The organism is Flavobacterium sp. AC105 (genome assembly GCF_979258495.1).
Genome location: NZ_OZ409860.1, coordinates 2187203 through 2212055, shown reverse-complemented (window position 1 = coordinate 2212055; position 24853 = coordinate 2187203). Strand labels below are relative to the sequence as shown.

The following is a 24853-nucleotide window of genomic DNA, read 5'->3' as shown; positions in this document are numbered from 1 at the left end:
GGAGAAATCTTCGCGAGAAGCTCGCCAAAGATTGGACTTTCGTTGCGGAGTTACTTGCGAAGATTTCTCCTCCGTCGAAATGACAATATTGTGTTTAAACTTTGCTCCTGAAACCTTGGGATTAAAAACCTATTAGGTCTTCGTTTACGATTTCCTTTATGTGAAATATTTTTTCTAATATCTATTTCACATTAACCGTAACCTCAACTGGTTTTAACCATTGACTTGTAAAAGTTACTTTTATTGGTTCTGATGATTCTCCGTTTGCCTGAACATAAGCCGCAATATGACCATGAAATACGCGCTGAACATTATCGGTATAATCTGTCATATCGCTGTTGTTTCCGGCTTCAAGTCCTAATAAAACTCCTGGTCCTGAAATCGTACATGTAACTTCATTGTCTGAAAGCATTACCGGCAAACCGTTTTGATCTTTTACCTGAACCATTATTTTTGCAACACCTTTGTCTTTTGAGATTGTGATATTTTTATCGACAATCGCTAATTCAACTGGTTGTTGTGTCGAATTGATGACATATCTGCTGACTTCCTTATCATTTTTATCTAAACCAATTGCTTCTAATTTTCCCGATGCAAATGGAATATCCCAATAAATAATTCCTGTTTTTTCGTCATACGGTTTTGCTTCGCCTACTACTTTTCCGTTCAATTCTAAACGTGCTTTTGCAGCATTTGTATAACACACCACGCGAATCATTTCACCTGGAGTGTAATTCCAGATTGCCCATGCATCTTTAGAAATATCTTTGTCATTTTTCAACGGATAAGTTCCCACATAAGCCATTGGTTTATCTGACCATAATGACTGACGGAAATACCCTCTTGGCTTGATCACTCCTGCAAAATCAACCAATCCGGAATAAAATCCTCTTGAAGGCCATCTTCCTGATTCTCCCAAATAATCAATTCCTGTCCATAAGAATTGTCCAAAGATATGTTTGTTGTTTTTTACCGCTAACCAAGGATCCATATCGTGCACATTTTCACTTCCAAAAATAACTCTGTTTGGGTATTTTTCGTGATCTGATTGGTATTTGCTTTCGGTATAATTGTATCCTGTAATGTCTAAAGCGCCTGGATATTCGGTTTCGTTAGACATGGCAACTCCAGCCAATCCAGCCGTTGTCGGACGTGATTTATCGTATTTTTTAACCGCAGCAACCAAACGTTTTGCAATTACGCCAAGACGCATGGCATCTGGCGCATCTTTCTTGTAACCGCCGTAAGCAGCTTGTCCAAAACCGTCTTTTCCTTTGTCTAAAACCGGGTGAGAATACGGATCGTTTGGATAATCTACTTCATTACCAATACTCCACGCAAATACCGAAAGGTGATTTCTGTCGCGACGAACAAAGTCTTCCAGATCTTTTTCTCCATAATCGGCAAAAATATCAAACGAACCTTCGAATCCCGGAGTGCCATAATTCCAGCCTTCTAACCATTTGCGTTTTGGAAATTCCCATTCGTCATAAGCTTCGTTTAAAACCAATATTCCTAACTCGTCGCAAAGCTCATAAAATACCGGAGCTTGCGGATTGTGACTGGTACGAATGGCATTTACACCAATTTCTTTTAATGTTTTTAGTCTCGTTTCCCAAACTTCTCTTGGAACGGCCGAACCTAAAACTCCTGCATCGTGATGCAAACAAACGCCTTTCATTTTCATCCATTTTCCGTTAAGGGCAAAACCATTATTAGGGTTGAAAGTAAAAGTTCTGAAACCTGTTTTGGTAACGGTTTCGTCTATTTGTTTTCCTTCTTTTAAAACAGTGGTTTTAAGCTGATACAAATTTGGATTTTCTAAATCCCACAATTGAGGATTTTTTACGTTTATCTTAGTCGAAATTTTTCCGTTTTTGTTTCCGGCAACTTCAACTTTAGAAGAAGATTTTCCAACCGATTTTCCGTCTTTTCCAATTAACTCATTAATTACAGTAACGCTTGATTTTGCTGCAGCACCATTTTCTACATCAATCTCAACATTTAGAATTCCTGTTCCGTTTTTCACTTCTGGATAAGCGTAAACGCCCCATTGTGCAATATGAACCGGATTGGCATAAACCAACCAGACATTTCTATAAATTCCTGAACCGGTGTACCATCTTGAATCGGCGCTTTGACTGTGGTCTACACGAACTGAAATAATATTTTCGGCTCCGTATTTTACGTAAGGTGTTGCATCATAAGCAAATGAAATATACCCGTTTGGACGTTTTCCTAAGGAATGTCCGTTAAGGAAAACTTCGCTTCTGTTGTAAACGCCTTCAAAATAGAGATAAACTTTTTCGCCTGTTTTGGCTTGCGGAATATTGATTGATTTTCGATACCAGCCAATTCCGCCCGGCAAAAAACCGGTGCAGCTTGCTAATGTTGGACTTAATTGTCCTTTTACGCTCCAATCGTGTGGCACATTTACGGATTGCCATTTGCTGTCATCATAAGTTGTTGTTTGAGCATCTGGAGTGTCTTGTAAATTAAACTTCCAGTTATCATTGATTTTTTTGGAATCTCCAAACGAGATCTGACTGAATGCAGATAAACACGAGAAGAGTAATACGGGTAGTAGGATCTTTTTTCTAAACATTTTTTTAAAGGTTCTAAGGTGCTAAGAATCTAAGTTTCTAAGCTTTCTTTGTTTTTATTTTATTTTGTTTTGTTTCAGGTTTCATGTTTCAAGTTGTTGTTCGGTATGTAAACTATAGTTTATATGCGCAGTTTAAAAAACTTGAAACCTGAAACTTGAAACTCTAAAACTGAAGTTCCCCCACAAACGTTACGATTGATTTTGCGGGGATTTCCAGATTGTCTATTTTTTGAATTTCGGTTCTTTTTAAATTTGAATTTTCAGAAGTTATGTAAGGCGTAACTTCGTTGCTTTTTACGGTTCCTTTTGATAAATTGAATTTGTATTTCTGTGGATTTTTTCCGCAGTTTACGGCTACTACAATTAGTTTTTTGTTTTCAACATCTTTATAAGCTGTCAACATTACGTCGTTTGCAGCATCAACTTCATTTTGGTTTGGAACATCAACTCTCAACATTCCCGGACGCACGAATAAGGAATAATTTCCTAAAGCCCAAAGCAGTTTTGAATCGTGAAATTCTCCATCGTTTCTCACATAATCCGGCGCAGTTCCTCCGTTGCTTTTTCCGTCATCGAGATAAATTAAACCGTCTTTATAATCTACACGGGTTATAGAAGTCCACCATTGCCATGAAGCGGCGTTTGCAACTGCAATATCATTATGAATCAAACGTGCCACGTATAAAGCCGTTTGCATTCCTAAATCTCTTCCTCCGCCTGAACCACCCGGAATTTCTGCTTCTCCAGGATTTTCCAAAATGCAATATTCCGATTGCCAATATTTCAATCCCGGATTTTGTTTCACATTTGCTGCGATTAATTTTCGGCTTAAAACTTGTCGGTCAATCGGCCAGGTGGTAAAATAACTGTGGCCTAAAATGACACTTTTTACATTTGGAAGCTTGGAAATATTTGTTTTTGTTTTTCCGAAAAAATAATCAATCTGATTGTCGCGATTTTCTCCGTTTACATTTTCATATAAATAGTTGATTTGTCCCGCTTCTGCAATTACAATTTCGGTATTCATTTTATTCGCTTTCAGTTTATCCGAAAGTGATTTGGTCAAATCGTAGATTTCGGGATTGGTTGCCGGCGTTCCTTCCTGACTGTTCGTTCCGTTATGACCTGGCATCCATTCCCATTGTGGTTCGTTTATTGGACTTACATAATCGAATTTAATTCCTTCTTTCTTTTCCAATCCCTGAATACTTTGAACTAAAAAATCAGCAAATTTTGGAATTGCTCCATCTTTTAGATTCAGTTTATTCTTTTGAGTTGCAAAAGATAACCCGTTGTTTGTCATATAAACTGGCGGACTATTGGTGAAAATCAGGAATTTCTCAACTCCACGTTTTTTGGCTGCCTGCAGGAACCATCTCTGTCCTTCTTGTTTAGAAAAATCATAGGTTCCGTCGGCTTGCAAAAAAGATTCGCTTCTTCTCCACTCGTCCGAAACTTTGCTGTTTTCGCCTTGTTCTGCACTTCCTGCACCCAGATTAAATCTCCAGATCGAAAGTCCGATTCCTTTTGGATTTCCCTGTGCATCAATTTCTTTACTAAAAAGTAAATCGGCAATAGCATTCTTTTTTTGCTCCGGCCAATTTTTCCCCACAAACTGACATCTCCAGGCATCAGAACCTCCAAAACCGTTCATGGTTTGTACTACATTATCTGTGCTTATGGTAACGGTTCGCTGTGCAAATGACAGCGAACTGATGACCAATAAAAGCGAGATATATACTTTTCTCATTTATTTTATGCTAATGTTTTTATTCTAATATTTTTATTCTAATATTTTCAATCGTAATTATTTTCCACGATCTTGATGACAAACTTCGTGTGTATTACCTTTGTCAAAGTTTTAAACTTTGACAAAGGTTTTGCGCAACCTTGCCGTTTCAACGGATTGAAATCCGTTGCTACAATATGAATCATTCCTCGTGAATTTTTTGAGGAGTTCCGGAGGAACAAAATATATTATAGGGATGGATTTTAATCCATCCTACGCAATCATAATGACCAATATTATGTTATTTATATGTCCCCACATAAGTCACAACTGACTTTGCAGGAATTACAAAATTCGTTGCATCAATAGCGGCTCCTTTTTTCAAACTCAATGTTTCTGAAGTGGTATAAGGCGTTAATTTATTATCTGTTAAAGCTCCTCCGGTAAGATTCAATTTGTAGGCTTTCGCCGATTTGCTGATGTTAACGGCTACAACTACCAGTTTTTTAGTAGTTGCATCTTTGTATGCGGTTACCATTACATCATTCACGGAAGTGGCATTATCAACACTCGGAATTTGAACTCTTACCATTCCCGGTTTTACGAAAAACGAGAAGTTTCCTAAAGCCCAAAGTGTTTTGGCATCTCTTACAAATCCGTCGTTTTTGCAATAATCTGCATTTCCGGCACCGTTGCTTGAACCATCGTCAACGTGAATTAATCCGTCTTTATAATCACCACGGCTAATTGCTGTCCACCATTGCCAGGAAGTAACGCCTCCTACAGCAATATCTGTACTAATAATACGAGCTGTCCATAATGCGGTCTGCATTCCTAAATCTCTTCCCGGACCTCCGCCACCCGGAAGTTCAGTTGTTCCCGGACTTTCTAAAACACAATATTCAGTAGACCAAAGGCTTAATCCCGCCACTGATTGAGTTCTTGTTGCAGCAGATTGTCTGGAGTAAATTAAATCTGTCAAAGGCCACGCTTGCCAGTAACTATGTGCTGAAATTGTTTTTTTGATGTTGCTTAATCCTGCAATATTTTTGGCTGAATTCACGCCAAAGAAATAATCAATCTGGTTGGATCTGCTTTCTTTTCCTGAAATTGTTTTGTACAAAGGCTCATAAGAACCGCCTTCTCCCACAACAATTTTAGCGTCTAATCCTTTTGATTGCAGTTTTGGAGAAAGGATATTTACAAAACTGTAAATCGCAGCATTTGTAACCGGAGAACCTTCTTGTGCGGTTCCGTCCCACTCGTATTGCGGTTCGTTGAACGGACTCACATAATCGATTGTTAATCCTTGTTCTGTTTTTAATTTGTCTAAAGATGTTGCCCAGAAATCAGCCAAATCCGGCATTTTTCCATCTTTCAAATTATAAAATTCTTTGATGGTTGCGTGCGCTTTTCCGTTTTGAGTTAAGTAAACCGGAGCACTATTTGTAAACGCTAATAGTTTATCTACACCACGTTCTCTGGCGGCTTTCATAAACCAAACCTGACCGGCTTGTTTGTTCATATTATAGGTAACTCCATCAGTCGTAAAACATTCTGTACGTCTCCATTCGTCACCAATATCACTTGCGTCGCCTTGTTCTGTACTTCCTGCTCCAAGATTGAAACGCCATAATGATAATCCAATTCCTTTTGGATTTCCGTCAGCATCTAATTCTCTGCTGAAAAGCAAATCAGCAATTTTATTTTTTTTATCCGAAGGCCAATTCTTCCCTATAAAATTACATTGCCAGGCATCAGAAGCACCAAAGCTTTCCATAGTCTGAAGGTTTGCATCGAGATTGATACTCAACTCGGTGGTAGTAGCTTCTGAAGTTGATTTTTGATTGTTTTCAGAATCGCAACTTACGAAAAACGAACTTACGAAAAGCAAGCCTGCACCTAGCAGACTTACTTTATTTTGGTTTAGAAACTTCATATTAGTAACCCGGATTTTGTTTGATTAAACCACCACTTAAATCTATTTCCAGCTGTGGTATTGGCCATAATAAGTTTCTTGCAGGACTAAAATTGATTCCTTTATCCTGCGGTTCTCTTAAATTTGTGGTTTCATAAGGATCTGTAGAGCTCAGATTATATTGCACAAAAGTTCCGTTTGGTCCCATTAAACCTTCAATAACCGGTCTTCCTGTTGACGGATCTTTTTCACGACGAATATCGAATAAACGTAATCCTTCAAAAGCCAATTCCAGACGACGTTCTTTATAGATTTGTTTCAACAATGTTGGACCTGCCAAACCTGTTTTTGGGTCTAATTTTACACGTGCTCTAATAACGTTGATATCTGCCAGAGCATCTCCTCCTGTATGATAATTTGCTTCTGCTCTTGTTAAGTACATTTCGGCCAAACGAATCAACGGAATATTCAATGGTAAATGCCCGTCTTTTTTGTCTAATGCACGACGTGTGGCTACCGGAATATAATATTTACGACAGATACGTCCTGATTTATTATCGTTTAAACTGAATTTGTGTGTTGGGTTTAAAACCTCATCTCCGTAAGCTGCTTCTCCCCATTTTGTGATGGTGCTTCTGCGACGGATCACATCATTTTCAGATAAATAGGCATTTTCTAAATCGCTGGTTGGCATACACCATCCCCATCCGTCAAGTACATCCTGAGCATCATTACTTGGAAAATATTTTTTGTCTTCTCCTCTTGCTCCGGATAATGTTGGCAATGCAGATCCTAAACTTTTATCTTGTACTGATGAAGATTGCGCTTCAAGAATTGATTCTACTCCGTTGTGGTTGTTTACATTCCAGATGTTCAGGAAATCAGTTTCTAAAGCATATGGCCCTTCTGTAATCACTTTATTTGAATATAATTTTGCATTAGCCCATTTTTCCTGAAATAAAGAAACACGTGCCAATAAAGCATACGCTGCCCATTTGTTGATTCTTCCGTTTCTGTTTACCGGAATAGTTTCTAATTTCTCAGCCGATTCTTTAAGGTCGGCTTCAATTTGTGCATACACCTCTGCAACCGGGCTGCGCTGTAATTTTAAATCGCCTGTTCCCAGAGATTTAGTGTATAATGGCACATCTCCAAAACTGTTTACTAATTCATAGTAGCAATACGCACGAACGAATAAGGATTCGCCCATATATTGATTTTTTTGAGATTCAGAAATTGGCGATGCTGCCATTCTCTCTAACCCAATATTAGCCGATTGAATGGTATAATAATGAGCGGTATAAATACTGTTCATATCTCCCATATTATCAGGCGTAATGATATATTGCGAACACGGTCTGTGTGCTGAATTATCCTGACCTGTATTCCCCATCCAGGCATCATCTGTAGCCATTTCGTTGGTCACTCTTGGCGCCACTAATGTGTACCAATCATTAGGCAACAACAATCTGTGCGTTAATTCATTTACATAATTCTCGCATTCCTGAGCTGTTTGAAAGTAGTTCTCTAAGGTTTGAGTTCCTCTTTGTTCTTTTTCAATAAAATCACTGCATGAAACTGTAATTGCAGCAAAAGCTATTATGGATAATATTATTTTTTTCATATCTTTTTTTATTAAAATGCTACATTAAGTCCCATCAAAATTGTTGGCTGAACCGGATAGTTCCATCCTCCAAATCCTGATCCTAAAACTCCTCCGCCTACTTCAGGATCAACTCCTGTGTATTTTGTCCATGTCCATAAATTTTGACCTGATAATGACAATCTCAATTTATCAAACCCAAATTTGTTGTAGAATGAGAATCCAATCTGAGCGTTTTTCATGCGTACATAAGATCCGTCTTCGACATATAATGACGAGAATTTGGTGTAGTTTTCATTATTATCATCTTTAGCTAAACGCGGAATAGAATTAGAAGTTCCTTCACCATGCCACGCCATTTGCTCTAATCCGTTTACTTTGTTTGTTAAACTAACTCCGTTGTATAAATCAGAGATATTTTGGTTTACCAAATCATTCCCGATACTTGAATAGAAGTTTAGCAATAAGTCAAATTGTTTGTAAGCAAAATTCAAATTCAAGCCAACATTGTAATCTGCCCACGGAGAACCAATTTTTGTTCTGTCTTTGTCGTCTAATTTTCCGTCTCCGTTCACATCTTTAAAACGAACGTCACCCAATTGTGCGTAAGGCTGTAATTTGGTTCCGTGTTCATCTGTATGAGCGTTTAATTCTGTTTGATTTTGGAATAAACCATCGGCAACATATCCGTAAAAATATCCTGGTTCGTCACCTTCAACCGTTAAAGTTCTGTTGCTTGATCCGTAAAGTTTTTCTCCTTCTGTAGATAGATTAAGCATCTTAACGTTTACGGTTGTAAAAGTCAAATCAGCTCCATACGTGAAATCTCCTTTTTTATCTTTATAAGAAATCAATAAATCGATACCATTTGATCCCATTGAACCTACGTTTGTCCACATGGTTGAATAGCCCGGAAAACCACTATAAGTTGGAAATTGTTTCAGGAATAACATATCTCTGGTTTTCTTTTGATAATATTCTAAAGATCCTGAAAGTTTGTTTTTCCATAATCCGAAATCAAGTCCAAAACTCACATCTTCAACCGTTTCCCATTTGATGTCTTTATTTGCCATTGTTGAAGGATAAGCGGTATCTACAACATCATTTCCTATTGGATAAAATCCCTGCCCAATATTCGACTGATAAACGGCATCCGGTAAATTTTGGTTTCCTACTTTACCCCAACCTGCCCTGAATCTTAAATCGCTCAAGAGATCTTTTGTAGATTCCATAAAACCTTCGTTTAAAATTCTCCATGAAACAGATGCTGACGGGAAGTTTGCCCATTTGTTGTTTTCCATAAATTTAGAAGAACCGTCACGTCTAAATGTTCCTGTGAAATAATATTTACTGTCGTAATTATAAGAAAGACGAGAAATATATGACATCAATGAACTTGACCAGCTGTTACCGCTACTGTTACGGTTTTTGGTTGCTGCATTTAACTCTCTCATAGATTCAGAGTTGTTGGGTACGCCTTCGCCATAACCCCACACATCTGTACCATTGTACTCTTCCATTGTGTTACCAATCATCAAAGAGGCATTGTGTTTTTCAGCAAATGTTTTGGAATAGGTTGCTGTATTTTGCCATGTCCAGTTCACGTTTGTGGTTGCTTTTCTTTCGATTGTATTAATCTCTGCTTTTTCATGTGCGGCATCAATTACAAAATCAGGCGTGAATTTACTCCACACTGTATTTCCAACTTCAATAGATCCTTGTGTACGAATAACCAAACCTTTGATTGGCTCATATTGCAAATATCCGTTTGTGTTTAAGTTATACTGATCTGTATAATCATCGTATCTTTTTACAGCTGCAACCGGATTCCATATATAAGAAGGAGAACGTGCGTAAATGCTGTATTCGTTTTCTAATCCTGTCAATTGATCTGCTGGTTTGTAAATTGGCGTAATAGGATCAATTTTATCAAAATCAGCCCAGTTTCCCGGAGAACCATAGGTTTCATAACGTGGGTTTAAAGTTATTCCTGCTGAGAATTTATCTGAGAATTTAAAATCATTAGCAATTCTCATGGTAATTCTTTCCCATCCTCCTACTTCATACATCGATTCAGAGTTGTAGTAGTTTAAACTAATGGCATAGGTATGTTTTTCAGAACCTCCGCTTACTCCCAAAGAAGCATTGGTTACCGGAGAAGCCTGTCTGATTCCTGCATCCCACCAATTGGTTGTTTTACCTTTGTATTGAGACGGATTTGGTAAATAATCTGCATAACCTGAATTATTGTATGCCGTGTTCATAATCGTAGCATATCCTTCGGCATCAGCCATATGATACGGATTATTCATCAATTGCATTCCGGAACTCATATCAAAGTTAAACCTTGTTTTGCCAACTTTACCTTTTTTGGTCGTAATCAAAATAACTCCGTTTGAAGCACGAGAACCATAAATAGCACTTGCAGAAGCATCTTTAAGAACTTCCATCGATTCGATTTCGTTATTGCTCAAAAAATTAATGCTTGTTCCCATTGGAATTCCATCAACCACATAAAGCGGATCTGTACTTAAATTCACCGTAGAAATACCACGAATTAAAACTCTTGGCTGTGCTCCCGGACCGCCCGCTCCTACAACCTGAACTCCAGAAACTTTTCCTTGCAATGATTCTGTAACATTACCAACCGTCATGGTTTGAAGTTCTTTTCCTTTTATAGAAGAAATTGAACTCGTTACATCGCTCTTTTTAACGGCAGCATAACCCACAACCACGATTTCATCTAATACCTGACTAGATTCTTCCATGATAATATCAAAAGTGGTTTTGTCGCCAACTTGTACGGTTTTATTATTAAAACCAACAAATGAAAATTCAATCTGAGCATTTTTATTTGGAACACTGATTACATAGTTTCCGTCAAAATCAGTTGCGGTCGTTGTACTTGTACCTTTAACCAGTAAGTTAACTCCGGGAATTGGCACATTGCCTTTATCTTTAACAGTACCTTTTATTTTTATTTGTCCAAATGATACCGCAGTACACATTAGGGCAATAAAAAACCCTATATATTTATATTTCATATTAAGATATTTTATTAATTAATGCTATAACAAAGTTCCAGCACACTATTTTTTGGTTATAAAAACTCTTTCTAATTCGGTATCCAGAACTACTTTATACACTCCCGGTGCAGCCGGATATTTAGCATTTCCGTTTTCTCCCGGTGACATTGTACAAATTCCGTTTTTGATTAATCTCCAGGATGGGCTCCACCATTGACCTGTAAAAGTGGCTTCTAATTGTCCTGTCAAAGTATATTCTCCAACTAATTGGTAAGGGTTATTGGGGTTGTTCGCCAAGTGTAATCCTGTTTGAGTCCAGGCGTCCCATGTATCCCATGTTGCACCTTGAATTCCGCCACCGCAGACACTCACAAAAGGTCTTCTTAAGGCTTCGTCATCATGCCATAATCCGTTGGCAACATCAGCCCAGACTTTGCTTGAAGGCGTGTATTTTGTTGCTGCATATTGTAGTGTATTTGGATTTACTTTTATAACATAATATCCTTTTGTTGGTAATATAATTGGTGTTGATGCAACATCATCAACTAAAGTTCCTGCTTCATTCAAACCAAAACAATGTGGGGCAAAGTCTGACTCCTGACCTAAGAAATAAATTTCTTTATTGTCTTTATCAGCATAGTATTTGAATTCGAAGTCTTGTCCGTTTTTCTCATGGAAATACATCGGAACACCAACAGCATCTGTAGTAAGGTTAGTACCTTTTGGCTGATCGCATAAATAGATTGCCGGATACTCATTTGTCGCTACAATGTTGATATTTAATGTTCCTGTGTTCGGAATTGCAAATTTATCTCTTGCAGTAATGGTCAATACATAATTAGCCGCGGTCACTGGCAATGTAAATGTTTTATTGAAAGTGTATGATTGCGGAGCTCCTTGTAACTGAACCATTTCATCGATGCCTAATTCAGCACATTTAACCTCGATGTAATCAATACCTGAATCATCATTTACTACAAAGTTCACAGGCATTTCTTTGCTTGTAGACAATAGTATAACAGCACCTTCTTTTGGCGTTATCATGGTTATTGCCGGAGCAGCAAATTCTCCGTCTAAACGCAAATTAATTTCTTCATTAATGGCATTACCGGAAACATCTGTAATGGTTAGTTTTATTTTGAAAGCTTCAGAGGTTCCTCTGTTAGCCGGAATTTCGAAAAAATAACTCAAATCATACGATTTAAGTAACGGATCCGTTTTAAACGTAATCACTTTATCTAGGGATAATTCTGGAATTTGAATTTCTACACTCTTTAATCCTAAATCATCTGCCAAAGCGGCTTTAATTTCAAATTTTCTACTTGGTGCGCCATAAATTTCTTTGGTAGACACCACAACCGTAGGGTTATCAGAACTCGGGAAATCTGATTCGTTATTTTGACATCCGGTAAAAAGGACGGCAAAAAGGGCGAGAAAAAATAAAAATACATTTTTTTTCATTTCTTTAATTTTAAGGTTAGGTTTAGTTAGTTTTTAATGTAAAGTGAAAGTTTAATCTGTAGGTTAGTTTTTAATTTTATGTGGATCCTTATTTTATCTGAGGCACAAACGGAACGACAAAAATTGATTATTCGGTAATTTTCATATTGGTTGAGTTTGGTTAATTGTTAGTTTGATTTATTGATTAGAAAATGAGTGAATTTGATAATTTAAATAATCGACAGCTGTAACAATTTTCTAATTATCGCATTTTCTCATTGACACATTCTTTTTTAAAGTTTATTTATACCCGCAGCTTTTTTCCGACTGCGGGATTGATAAGTACTACGTAAAACCAACTCTTACTATCTTATTTTAAAGAAGGCTCAATTCCTTTAAACAGATAAAAAACTTATCGTAAAATAAACACTTATAACATGCACCAGTAATACAACTTATCTATTACTATAAGTGCAAAGAAATGTTTAATTCAAACTTTTAAGGAGGGGTAAAATGGAAAAAAAAGGAGGTCAAAATTGTAATTAACTATTATTTTAGAATAAATTTTAAGAAGTGTGAAAAAATATCAGCTTATTTTTACACAATACGCAATTGTTGAATTTTATGCTTTTTTAAAGCTAAAACGTTTGCGAGTTTACTGGAACGCTTGTTTGTCATTTCGACCGAAGGGAGAAATCACACTCGTAACTCGACAAAGTAAACCCACTATTGTCATTTCGACGGAGGAGAAATCTTCGCAAGAAACTCCGCAATGAGAATTGCCAATCTTTGTAGAGCTGCTTACGAAGATTTCTCCTCCGTCGAAATGACAAGATTGAACTTAAAGAGAAAAAATATTACTTAATAACATTCAAATCTGAGTTAAAAGAACTCTTATACTTTTTGATATATTCTGAAGGCGTCATCCCAAACAGTTTTACAAATTGCTGTCTAAAATATTTTGGGTCTTCAAAACCAACTTCGGCACTTGCCTGCGCTATATTCATATCTTCTGTGAGCATTAACATGGCGGCTCTTCGAATCCGGACGGATCTGATAAAAGCATTCAGGGTTTGTCCTGATATGATTTTGATTTTGGTATAAAGTGTTCTGTGACTCATTCCCATTTCGAGCGCAAAGTTTTTAATCGTAAAATCTCTTTTATGAATATTAGCTTCTACAATGTCAATACATTTCTTTAGGATTTCCTGATATTCTACGGGAACTTTTTGGGTATTTTCTTTAAGGGTTATACTATCTAAGAAATAGGTACGCAGATTGCTACGGTTTCTCAATAAAGATTCAACACGCGCCACGAGTATATCATCGTCAAAAGGTTTAGTGATATAATCGTCAGCTCCGTCACTAATTCCCTGAAGATGCGTTTCTGGATTTTTTGATGCGGTTAATAAAATTACCGGAATATGAGATAAAGCAGGGTTTTCTTTTATTTTTCGGCACAATTCAAGACCGTCCATTTCCTCCATCGTAATATCGCTAATTACAAGATCTGGCATGTGCTTTTTGGTCAGCTTTAAACCTTCTTCCCCATTTTCGGCGCTATAAACGACATAATTATCCGAAAATAATTTGATCAGATAGGCTCTTATTTCGACATTATCATCAATTATTAAAACGGTGCGTTTATCTGTAAGCATGATTTTTTGGAAATCACTTTCTGAAACAGAAGTACTCGAAAATTGATTATTCTCCCCGACTTCATCCATTATAAGTTCATCGAATAACTGACTTCTTTGCGGAATTTCATTCGTAATTTCAACATCTTTAAAATGACTGTTTCCTTTAAGGAAAGTCAAGGTAAAAATGCTTCCTTTTCCTATTTCGCTGGTGCAGCTTACAGTACCTTTGTGTTTGTCTACAAAATACTTCACGATATAAAGCCCAATCCCGAAGCCGGTTCCAACTGAAACTTTTGAATTGATTTGTTTGAATTTTTCGAAAATCACTTCAATGTCTTTTTTCTCGATTCCGTCGCCGTTATCAGCAATTTCTAAAATAACTTCGCGATCATTTTCGTCCAGATTCAAATTAATTACACCGCCAATTGGTGTGTATTTAAAGGCATTTGACATTAAATTAAATAACGAAATTTCTATCTTTTCATAATCACCTATAATTTCAATTTCATGATCGGGAATATTAAAATTGTAATTGATGTTTTTATCTTTTGCCTGATTTACAAAGCACTGATAGACTTCATTACACAAACTATTGACATTAATAGTTGATAATCTGAGGGAATCTGCGTCATTTTCGGCCTTACGGAAAAGCAATAGCTGATCTACTAAACTCAAAAGTCTGCGGGCGTTTCTGTGCGCAATAGCCAAATCACTTCCAGAAGATCCGTTTTGAACACTTTCTTTCTGAACCGCTTTTTTCAACGGATTTATAATCAGCGAAAGCGGTGTGCGAAACTCGTGTGAGATATAAGTAAACATTGACGATTGTTTTTCGGCAATTTCTTTCTCTTTTTTACTTTCTAATTCGGCAATTTTTACTTTATATTTTAGTTTTTCCTTATTCTTATGATATTCCAAATAAGCAAAAATAAGTCCCAAACTTGCCAATACATACAAACTATATGCCCACCATGTTCTATACCAGGGCGGTAAAACTTCGATTGTAATAAGATTCACTTCTTTATTCCAGCCGCCTTTAAAGTTGGTTGTTTTTACTTTAAATGTATATTTTCCTTCCGGTAATCTGGAGTAATTTGCTTTTCGGGCCTGACCCACAAAATTCCATTGCTCGTCCCACCCTTCTAAGAAATAAGCATAATTTATTTTGTCTGCGTTATTATAATCCAATGCCACAAATTCTAATGATAAAGTGGTCTGATCATAAGGCAAATTCACTTGTTTGATTTTCCCCGAATCGAATTCTGAAATTAAATCACTTTTACTTTCTTCAATTGGCTGATTGTTTACGTAAAAATCTGTCAGTAAAACATTATTCTTTTGATTAAAACCTTTTATGGCTTCGGGAAAAAAGATATTAAAACCATTAATTCCTCCAAATAAAAATTCTCCTGTAGATAATTTTATTCCCGCATTAAAACTGAATTGATTGCTCTGAAGTCCGTCATTTACAGAGAAATTTCGGAAGGTTTTTTGTTTTTTATCAAATCTGCAAACGCCATTATACGTGCTCATCCAGAGATTGCCTTCTTTGTCTTCTAATAATCTTAAAATGGTATTTGATGGCAAACCGTCATCTGTTGTTAGCCTTTTGAAAGTATTGGTTTTTCGGTCAAATAATAACAATCCGCCTTCCTGAGTTCCTAACCAGAGATTTTTGTCCTTGTCTTCGTGAATACATCTTATCGGATTTCCGATAACGACTTTATTGATTTTTTTGGTCGATTTTTCAATAGAAAATAATGTCGTATAATTTCCTCCCCAAAGTTTTCCATCGCTGGTTTCAGTCAAACATTGCAAATTATTGATGGATTTATCAAACAATACAAAATTGTTTTTAAGTCGGTCAAAAAAATACAAAGAACCTTCATTCGTGGCGCTTGCCCAGATATTGGCTTTGGAATCTTTATAAACAAACCAGATATTTTTCTCTGTTTGTTTCGTAAACGGATTGTAGCAGGAATAATGGGTAACGGTATTATTTTTAGGATTGATTTTGTTTACCCCTCCAGCCCAGGTCGATAACCATATTTCGTTATTATTATCTTTGATAATCCCCGTAATAAAAGGGCTCGAAAGTTTATTACTGTAATTAATGTACGTGTTGTTTTTTCTGTTCCAATATTTTAATCCTGAGCCATCGGTACCTACCCAAAGATTCTTTTTTTCGTCTTCGCAAAAAGATAAAATAAAATTTTCTGCAGGATCAGTCGCATTATATCTGATACTTTTAAAATATTTTGGCGTATTACTCAGCATACTTATTCCGCCTCGCAAAGTACCAAACCATTTATTCCCGGATTTATCTTCGTATAAACTCCAAACCGAATTACTTTTAACGAGTTGATTGTCTTTTATGGTATTAAAAGGAATCGCTTTTTTATTTGTTCCGATGACTTTATAGATTCCACAGCCATCAGTTGTAATCCAGATCTCTTTTTTCTTATCGAGAAGAATATCGGTAACGCTGCATTTATTTGAAAAATAATTCTCAGAAAGAGAACCTGATTTGGTATTAAACAGAAAAAGTCCTTCATCGGTTCCCAACCAAAGATTTCCATCCGGGCCAAGTTTCATTGATTTGACTTCTATAGAAAGCGGAAAAATGACTTTTAAATCTTTTGATTTATAGCTGTAACTGCAAATACCAATGTTTCTGACGTAAACCCAACAATGATTGTTTTTCTTTTCATCCTGAATCGCGATCGCATCATAATTATCAATGCTGATTTTATTTCCGAGTACTTTTAGCGGAATATGTTTTCCAACAAATGACCCATTTTCGAAAGCGATTAAACCTAAATTTTGAGAAGCAACCAAAACCAAATTATCAGAAACCGAATTTGTCTGATGAATAATATCTTTTAAAATTTGAGGTTTGTTTTTTGAGATGATATATTCAACCGGAAGAAATGTTGAATTAATTTTATTGTAAATACAAATTCCGTTAGAACCTCCAACCCAAATATTTTTCTTAGAATCGCCTTCGATATTATAAATCGTATTAAACGGCAATGATTTTTTATCATTAATTCTATTGCGATATACTTTAAAATTATAACCGTCATACCGATTGAGTCCATCATAAGTTCCAAACCACAAATAACCATCGCTGTCCTGAAATATGGTTGTCACCGAATTATTAGACAAACCATCTGATATATCAAGAAATTTTACGGGATAATCCTGCGAATAACTTATCGAGGAAAACCCTAATAAAATAAGAAGGTGTAGGATAAAAGACTTCAAAATAGAATATGTATTTTTATTTTTTGTGTAAAAAGTACAATTATAAACTATTTTATATATAATTCACATAAATAAAGGTGCAAAATTCATATTTTCATGAATCCTTATAAGATTTTATCCTTAATATTTATTTTTAATAAACAATTCCCTATAAATGAACAATTTTAATATTTTACGAATGAAAAAAAGCCTGCAATAGAATTTATTACAGGCTTTCTTGATGCTTTAGAAGCTATGATTGATTAAAAAATTAACCGCATTTAGACGAACCACAATCGTTACAAGTCAGACAACCTTCCTGATAAATCAGATTGGTCGAATTACAGTTGCTGCATTTCTGGCCATGAGCCGCAGTACCGTCAACAATATAGCGTTTTAGGGCACGGGCAACACCATTTTTCCAGGTATTGATCGATTCTCCGTCTAACTGAAGACTGGTTACCAATTCAACCGCTTTGTCAATTGGCATACCGTGTCTTAAAGTACTTGAAATTAGTTTGGCGTAGTTCCAGTATTCTGGATTAAATTTATGCGAAAGTCCTTCAATTGTTGTTTTATAGCCACGTGTGTTTTTGTATTGAAAGTCATATCGACTGCTTCCATCCTCATTTTTATTCTTAATAATAAGTCCTTCAGAAACCCAACGCGGAATCAAAATTCCGTCTTCATCATCGACCAAACCAGTGAAAATTTCATATGGTTTTCCTTCTAAAACGCCTATAAAAGCAATCCATTTGTCTTTACTATTCTGAAAACGAACTACATCAGCTTGTAAGATCTGAGGGCGTTTGGTTGGGAAAATACGTGATTGTGTTTCCGTTACTTCTTCTTTCTTTTCAGTATTCGAAATCAAAACTCCTGAACGGGAACCGTCTCTATAAACCGTAACACCTTTGCATCCTGCTTCCCAGGCTTCCATATACAACTTATCGACCATTTCTTCGGGTGTTTCGTTTGGAACGTTAATGGTCACTGAAATGGAATGATCTACCCATTTTTGAATTTTGCCCTGCATACGAACTTTGCTCAGCCAGTCGATATCATTGCTTGTTGCTTTATAATAAGGCGATTTTTTTACTAAAACATCGATTTCTTCCTGACTGTAGTTTTTAGAAGTATCATAACCATTTACCAGCATCCATTCTTTAAATCTGTGATGAAACACCACATATTCTTCCCAGCTATCACCTACTTCATCAACAAAATCTACACGCGCATCTTTGTCATTCGGGTTTACTTTTCTTCTGCGTTTATAAACAGGCAGAAAAACAGGTTCTATCCCGGAAGTTGTCTGTGTCATTAAACTCGTTGTTCCGGTTGGTGCAATCGTAAGCAAAGCAATATTACGGCGTCCGTGTTCCTGCATTTGATAATACAACTCGCTATCAGCTTCTTTTAATCGAAGTAAAAACGGATTGTTTTTCTCTCTTTCGGCATCATAAATGGCAAACATTCCGCGTTCTTTGGCCAGATTAACTGATCCGCGATACGCTTCTATTGCGAGTATTTTTTGTATTTTTTCAGCAAATAAAACACCTTCATCACTTCCGTAACGCAAGCCAAGTGCTGCCAGCATATCACCTTCGGCAGTAATTCCAATTCCGGTACGACGACCTTCATTTGCCTTGTTTTTAATATTAAGCCACAAGTTTTTTTCGACCAATTTTACTTCGTCACTTTCAGGATCTTCATTGATTTTTGCCAATATCGCGTCAATTTTCTCTAACTCGAGATCAATAATATCATCCATAATCCTTTGTGCAGCAGCGACATGTTTTTTGAATAAATCAAAATCAAAAGAAGCCTCTTTTGTAAACGGATTATTGACATAAGAAAATAAGTTGATCGCCAACAAACGACAAGAATCATAAGCACAAAGCGGAATTTCTCCACACGGATTTGTAGATAATGTTTTATAGCCTAAATAAGCATAACAATCCGGCAGAGATTCGTTGATGATCGTATCCCAAAACAAGATTCCAGGCTCTGCAGATTTCCAAGCATTATGAATGATTTTGTTCCAAAGTTCCTTAGCCTTAATTTCTCTGGAATATAATGGATTATCGCTAAAAATTGGATATTTCTGCTCATAAAGAGAATTAGCTTTAACAGCTTTCATAAATGCATCGTCAATACGAACGGATACATTTGCACCTGTAACTTTTCCCTGTTCCATTTTAGCATCAATAAAATCTGAAGCGTCCGGATGATTAATCGATACCGAAAGCATTAACGCACCACGACGTCCATCCTGAGCCACTTCGCGGGTCGAATTAGAATAACGCTCCATAAAAGGAACTAATCCGGTAGAGGTCAATGCCGAATTTTTAACTGGTGAACCTTTAGGACGAATATGCGACAAATCATGACCAACTCCTCCTCTGCGTTTCATAAGCTGAACTTGTTCCTGATCTGTTTTCATAATTCCGCCATACGAATCTGAATTGTCATTGCCAATCACAAAACAATTTGATAATGACGCTACCTGAAACGGATTTCCAATACCAGTCATTGGACTTCCCTGAGGAACCAAATATTTAAAATCTTTTATCAGATTAAAAATTTCTTCCTGAGAAAGTGGATTCATGTATTTTTTTTCAATTCGGGCAATTTCTCCTGCAATACGATGGTGCATATCGTCAGGTGATTTTTCAAAAATATTACCTTGAGAATCCTTAAGAGCATACTTACTTACCCAAACCGTCGCCGCAAGATTATCCCCTTTAAAATATTCTAAAGATGCTTGCATAACGTCGTCTTGAGAATACATAATTACTTTGTTTTTTGTAGCTAATAATTCATCCATGATATTGCATTTTTTATGTTTAAATAATAAAAGTAAAATTAAAAATAAATAAACTCTTAAAAAAACACACAGAAAAAAGTTTACAAAAAATAACACATAAACAACTAAAATACAGATAATTAAAAATTTACAAACATCCTAAAGTTAACAACTAAAATAAATTGATGTAATATTTGAACTGTTTTTTATATCAAAATAAGCACTGTCATTAAAACATAATTAATTCGTTAAATGCTATTCAAAAAACAAATTTATTATGACTTAATTTGAATAATAATTTGATATTTAAGAATACAATCAAAACACTTATTTTGATCTTATTTTGTAACATGAAGTAAACAGAGAATTAAGATTGGATATTTGCTGCCGAAGTAAATGACAACAAAAAATAAAGGCAAAAAAAAACCTCGTTTAGAATAACTTAAACGAGGCTTGTTTCAAATAAAAAAATATTATTTTTTTGATTCTTCAATAGAAACTTTTCTAAACTCTTTTAAAAGTTTTTCAATTTCTAAAGTTGATTTACGTGCTCTTGGTCCTGCTGCTTTAACACCTTTCTCAGTTAATGCTTCTGCTTCTGCTTTGAATGTTTCGATTTCGGCGTTGATTTTTACTAATAAATCTTTCATGATAATTGTATTAAATTAGGTCGCAAAAATAAATGTTTCATTGATAGTTACAACAAATTTGTTGTTAAAATTAGCAGTGTTTTCGCCTCTTATTTAAGATTAATTTTAATTTGAACTCTCATAAAACATAACAAATTACTATTCATGTAGTTACAGAAGTATTATTTTTCATTGCTTTGTTTAAAAAGTAGATTAATACATTTTTTTCTTCGCCTTTCTGTCTTTATAAGGTAGTATTTACAAGTTCTCCAAGCTACAAAAGAGCTTTTAGACGCTTTACAGAGATCAAATAAGATAATTATATTCTTTAAGATTTGTGAAATGTGATATTAAATATTTTGAAACAAGAAATTATCAGATTAAAACTGTAAATAAAAAAAATAATGCAGCGTATAGAACAACATATACACTGCATCAAAGGTTCTATTCGTTAAGAATAGGTATTATTAAAAACACAACAACTACATAAGAAAAAATAAGGCTTTATAAAAATCATGAAATTTGGTTTGAAGAAAATTCGAATTATGAAAGCTCATTTCTGAACTTTGCATTACCAAATCAGGAGTTTGTTTAAAATGTAATTTTAAATCACTGATAATTTCTTTTCTTGTTTTAGAACTGTCCAGTAGAATTAGATTTTTAATTTCTTCTAAAAAAGACAAACTCCCACGCAATTGTTTATTGAATAGACAAACTAAAACATTACTGCCTTTTTTTTCTAATTTTAAGAATTCAACTAATTCAAATTTATCATAAACAACAAATATAGAACGATCAAAGTCTTTAGATTCATTTTCATTTTTAAGCAAAAAAGAATTCTCAGAAAAATCAAATTCATCTTTAAACTTTCTTTTGAACATTTTTAAAAAAACGCCTTTATTATCACGCACTAAAACTCTTTCCTTTTCCATTTTCTATTTCCTTAGAATATTAATCGTAAAAATGTTTAAAATTAATTGAAATCTAAAATCTTCAAAAAAACAAACATTTTTAAAACAGCGCAAAGTTACACTGATAACCAGCATCTTACACACCTCCAGAAGTCAAAAAACAATCAAAATAAGGCATTTATCTATTTTAAAGCATTCCAATAATGATTGCGCTTGATAAAATGGTACGTTTATTATCTTTCTTTAAAATGGTTGTTCCAATTTGCAAATTATACTTATCCGGCGATTTGTAGATTCTATTAATGACTTCATACCATTTTTTATCAATTGATGCTATTTGTTCGTTTGAAGAATCAACGATTACAAAATTCCATTCATTCATATTACCCGATATTTCAGCAATATTTTCTTCTAATGCATTAAAAATTTTATACGTTGTTTTACGAAAATTATATTTTTTTTTGATGCTCCCTAATTTTTTTCCGTATTTATCACGTATTACAATATTGGATGTAAAAAGCGTCCATCCTTTTGTTATTGAAGCTTCTACCGCTCCGTTTGCACTTTTAATTTCAAACAAAAAAGGAATAATTGCTTTACCAAAAATCAATTTCAATATTTCTTTTCCAATGGTAAGCTTTTGTCTGATGAAGCCAATATTCTCACGCCTTTCATTAAATATTTGATAATAGTTATACATTTCAAAAGGAATCACTCTTTGATCTATAAAATAATTCTTTGTTTCAAAGAAATCAGAATTTGAAATCATATTTATATTTTAATCATATTTGTACTTGTTACACAAAAAATCGAGGCAAAAAAGCTATCATTTTGCCTTTTAAAATTCCAAATTAAAAACCTTACTTGAAAGCATGACTTTTCAAGTACAAACGCATTATTTCATTCATTTTATCTTTAAAAAATTAAAATTTAAAATATACCTGTAAAATAAGGAAGCTGTAATTTGCTAATTGTTTTTTCTCAAAATCAAAAAAAGAAACTCATTCCTAAATAATTTCTGCAGAAGAATCAATTAAACAAAAAACATATTCATCAAATAAAACTTGAAATTTTAAAAAATAATAAAAAATACATTTTACTTCCTCGAAAATTTAATTTCATAATTTTTTAATTAAACTTTTGTAATCTGAGTTACATTAGCTTCTACAAAAGCAATTAACTCATTCATATTTCTTCCATTGTTGCATTTGTTAGAAATTGAAATGATATATCCGTTTCTATCTTTAATATAGAGAAAGAAAAAATCTTTCGTTAAAATTGCCTTCTCAATCTTATTCCATTTGTGAGCAAACTCGCCTAATGGAGAATGTACATATATAAAAGAATTCGTGAAGTTGAATTTATATCTACTAATAAACCGGTCAAATTTTAGCAGTTTTTTAGCTAATTGAAATATGATTTTACAAATTGTATTTACAAATGAATATTGAAACATAAAAAAAAGTACAACAAGGACTAAATTTTTTATTATCCACTGAATGAAATCGCTATCATCATTTAGATTAAAAGAATCAAAAAACATCAGAAAAAACAAAACAGCACAAGAAATGATTGTAACTCTTTCTTTGTACAAATGTTTAAAATACATCTTATTTAACTTTCGTATCTCAGAAGCATTCAATTCAAACACCAATGAAAAATTAGACGTATTCATATTATGTATTGTTTTTTGCGATAATTATTTCCTTCATTATTTATTTTTGCCGGCCTTCTTAACAAATCACATCGAAACAAGAAGACTACAATGCAAAAATATTTTAAACACTTATCGCTAACCACCCGATCAAGCTATTAAAGTATCAGAATAAGACTTTTATCTAGAAATAAGGCATCAATAAATATTTAAAATCTTTTATTTGATTTTCATTAGAAAAATTGCCTTTAAAATTCACAAACAGAAGTTTGAAAAAACATTCTTTTTAAAATATTTTTTTTTAGAAAAATAAGATTAACACTTCAATATTGAAATTTTTCTTTTATTAAACAACTTGATTTCAATATTGAAAAATAATTACAAAAAACGCCATTAAAAGGTAAAAAAGCACCACATTAAGACTTATAATAACCACCTATTTAGTTTGTTTTCAAATAGTTAAATAAAGTAAACTAATTATAACGTGAACAAAAATAATTAATTACATTTGGCCACAATTTAAAAGCATTATAAATAATTTCCTACGAAAATGAAGTTTGCAGCAACTGAAGAAAAGCTCAAAGAAAGAGTTAAAGAACTAACCTGTCTTTATGAAGTTTCAAAAACAATATCACAATCTGACAAAGTAGAAAAAAAGGTCCTGAAAAAATTAATTTCTACTATAAAAAAAGCCTGGAGATTTAATGAAGATGCAGCGGTCGAAATTTATATTCAGGATTATATCTTGTCTACATCTGATAATATTCATGAAAGTGTTTTTCAAATGAGTACTATTACTATGGGCAATTTTAATGCAGGTTTTATTAAAGTCCATTATCCAAAAAATACATATACTCAAGATAATTTTCTGGAAGATGAGCAAAAACTTCTGGATACAATTGCACTTGAGATTGGTAATTATATAGAAAAATTTCAAAATAGAGAAAAAGAAGCACAATTAAGACGAAGTGCAGAAAGAATGGACAGATTATCGATTCTGGGCGAAATGACGGCTGGTATTACTCATGAACTCAATACGCCTCTTGGTAATATATTGGGTTTTGCAGAACTTATCAAGGCTCAAAATACGGATCCTGACATTGATTCTGATATTTCTATTGTCATAAACTCTGTGATACATTCTCGGGAGATTGTAAAAAAACTAATGTTTTTTTCGTGTGAAATACCCCAACAATTAAAAACAGAAGAAATTAAACCAATTGTATTATTTGCATTGTCTTTCTTAAATCAGAATTTTCAAAAAAAAGAAATTAAAAGTGAAGTCGTTTTTAAAAATGATAAAATTGCTGCCAAAATTGATTCGGTCCAGATAACTCAGGTCTTTTTTAATTTACTAATAAACGCCATATATGCTTCTCCGCCTAAAACTACTATCAAAATAACAGTAGAAGATGATTCAGAAAACGTATTAATTACAATTGAAGATCAAGGCACAGGAATACCTGAGAATCTTAAACAAAAAATATTTGAACCTTTTTTTACAACCAAACCAATTAATGATGGCTGCGGACTAGGACTTAGTGTGGTTCACGGAATCGTTAAAAACCACAATGGAGAAATAATGGTTAAAAATAACCTTCCTTCGGGAACAATTTTTACAATAAAATTACCTACACGTTAATTGG

General features: G+C 34.3%; 13 protein-coding genes. 1 reads left to right on the top strand and 12 read right to left on the bottom strand.

Translation table 11 applies throughout. The annotated features are described in order from the left end of the window. Positions 1–181: 181 nt before the first annotated feature. The 12 genes from ACZ0AH_RS09580 to ACZ0AH_RS09525 all read right to left on the bottom strand — a co-directional run bounded on the left by ACZ0AH_RS09580 (position 182) and on the right by ACZ0AH_RS09525 (position 23228). Complete coding sequence (locus ACZ0AH_RS09580; RefSeq protein WP_463475571.1) at positions 182–2605, bottom strand: sugar-binding domain-containing protein; 2424 nt, start codon at positions 2603–2605, stop codon at positions 182–184. 163 nt (positions 2606–2768) lie between these two features. Beyond that, on the bottom strand, positions 2769–4355 hold the full coding sequence (locus ACZ0AH_RS09575; protein ID WP_463475570.1) for a glycoside hydrolase: 1587 nt from the start codon (positions 4353–4355) through the stop codon (positions 2769–2771). A gap of 280 nt (positions 4356–4635) precedes the next feature. Beyond that, complete coding sequence (locus ACZ0AH_RS09570; RefSeq protein ID WP_463475569.1) at positions 4636–6273, bottom strand: glycoside hydrolase; 1638 nt, start codon at positions 6271–6273, stop codon at positions 4636–4638. A 1-nt stretch (position 6274) separates the two neighbouring features. Continuing rightward, a complete protein-coding gene (locus ACZ0AH_RS09565) occupies positions 6275–7876 on the bottom strand; it encodes a RagB/SusD family nutrient uptake outer membrane protein (RefSeq protein ID WP_463475568.1) in 1602 nt (533 codons plus the stop codon). An 11-nt stretch (positions 7877–7887) separates the two neighbouring features. Continuing rightward, complete coding sequence (locus ACZ0AH_RS09560; protein ID WP_463475567.1) at positions 7888–10899, bottom strand: SusC/RagA family TonB-linked outer membrane protein; 3012 nt, start codon at positions 10897–10899, stop codon at positions 7888–7890. Between the two features lie 45 nt (positions 10900–10944). Then, positions 10945–12342: a hypothetical protein gene (locus tag ACZ0AH_RS09555; RefSeq protein WP_463475566.1), complete on the bottom strand. Its 1398-nt coding sequence runs from the start codon at positions 12340–12342 to the stop codon at positions 10945–10947. An 836-nt stretch (positions 12343–13178) separates the two neighbouring features. Next, positions 13179–17228, bottom strand: a complete 4050-nt coding sequence (locus ACZ0AH_RS09550) for a two-component regulator propeller domain-containing protein (RefSeq protein WP_463475565.1) — start codon at positions 17226–17228, stop codon at positions 13179–13181. Positions 17229–17478: 250 nt separating this feature from the next. Continuing rightward, the gene (locus tag ACZ0AH_RS09545; RefSeq protein WP_463475564.1) at positions 17479–20034 is read right to left on the bottom strand and encodes an adenosylcobalamin-dependent ribonucleoside-diphosphate reductase; all 2556 of its coding nucleotides are present in this window, start codon (positions 20032–20034) and stop codon (positions 17479–17481) included. Between the two features lie 452 nt (positions 20035–20486). After that, positions 20487–20663, bottom strand: a complete 177-nt coding sequence (locus ACZ0AH_RS09540) for a histone H1 (RefSeq protein ID WP_463475563.1) — start codon at positions 20661–20663, stop codon at positions 20487–20489. A gap of 461 nt (positions 20664–21124) precedes the next feature. Next, positions 21125–21574: a hypothetical protein gene (locus tag ACZ0AH_RS09535; RefSeq protein ID WP_463475562.1), complete on the bottom strand. Its 450-nt coding sequence runs from the start codon at positions 21572–21574 to the stop codon at positions 21125–21127. Positions 21575–21740: 166 nt separating this feature from the next. Continuing rightward, positions 21741–22322: a phospholipid scramblase-related protein gene (locus ACZ0AH_RS09530; RefSeq protein ID WP_463475561.1), complete on the bottom strand. Its 582-nt coding sequence runs from the start codon at positions 22320–22322 to the stop codon at positions 21741–21743. A 363-nt stretch (positions 22323–22685) separates the two neighbouring features. Further along, positions 22686–23228, bottom strand: coding sequence for a YcxB family protein (locus ACZ0AH_RS09525; protein ID WP_463475560.1), 543 nt, complete (start codon positions 23226–23228; stop codon positions 22686–22688). A 529-nt stretch (positions 23229–23757) separates the two neighbouring features. Here ACZ0AH_RS09525 and ACZ0AH_RS09520 point away from each other — a divergent pair. After that, entirely contained in the window at positions 23758–24849 is a 1092-nt protein-coding gene (locus ACZ0AH_RS09520; protein ID WP_463475559.1) for a sensor histidine kinase, read from the top strand. The last annotated feature ends 4 nt before the right edge of the window (positions 24850–24853 follow it).

What these genes read in the sequence shown, in the direction of transcription:
- ACZ0AH_RS09580 (WP_463475571.1), bottom strand. Translation starts at nt 2,605, where the DNA reads ATGTTTAGAAAAAAGATCCTACTACCCGTATTACTCTTCTCGTGTTTA.
- ACZ0AH_RS09575 (WP_463475570.1), bottom strand. Translation starts at nt 4,355, where the DNA reads ATGAGAAAAGTATATATCTCGCTTTTATTGGTCATCAGTTCGCTGTCA.
- ACZ0AH_RS09570 (WP_463475569.1), bottom strand. Translation starts at nt 6,273, where the DNA reads ATGAAGTTTCTAAACCAAAATAAAGTAAGTCTGCTAGGTGCAGGCTTG.
- ACZ0AH_RS09565 (WP_463475568.1), bottom strand. Translation starts at nt 7,876, where the DNA reads ATGAAAAAAATAATATTATCCATAATAGCTTTTGCTGCAATTACAGTT.
- ACZ0AH_RS09560 (WP_463475567.1), bottom strand. Translation starts at nt 10,899, where the DNA reads ATGAAATATAAATATATAGGGTTTTTTATTGCCCTAATGTGTACTGCG.
- ACZ0AH_RS09555 (WP_463475566.1), bottom strand. Translation starts at nt 12,342, where the DNA reads ATGAAAAAAAATGTATTTTTATTTTTTCTCGCCCTTTTTGCCGTCCTT.
- ACZ0AH_RS09545 (WP_463475564.1), bottom strand. Translation starts at nt 20,034, where the DNA reads ATGGATGAATTATTAGCTACAAAAAACAAAGTAATTATGTATTCTCAA.
- ACZ0AH_RS09540 (WP_463475563.1), bottom strand. Translation starts at nt 20,663, where the DNA reads ATGAAAGATTTATTAGTAAAAATCAACGCCGAAATCGAAACATTCAAA.
- ACZ0AH_RS09535 (WP_463475562.1), bottom strand. Translation starts at nt 21,574, where the DNA reads ATGGAAAAGGAAAGAGTTTTAGTGCGTGATAATAAAGGCGTTTTTTTA.
- ACZ0AH_RS09530 (WP_463475561.1), bottom strand. Translation starts at nt 22,322, where the DNA reads ATGATTTCAAATTCTGATTTCTTTGAAACAAAGAATTATTTTATAGAT.
- ACZ0AH_RS09525 (WP_463475560.1), bottom strand. Translation starts at nt 23,228, where the DNA reads ATGAATACGTCTAATTTTTCATTGGTGTTTGAATTGAATGCTTCTGAG.
- ACZ0AH_RS09520 (WP_463475559.1), top strand. Translation starts at nt 23,758, where the DNA reads ATGAAGTTTGCAGCAACTGAAGAAAAGCTCAAAGAAAGAGTTAAAGAA.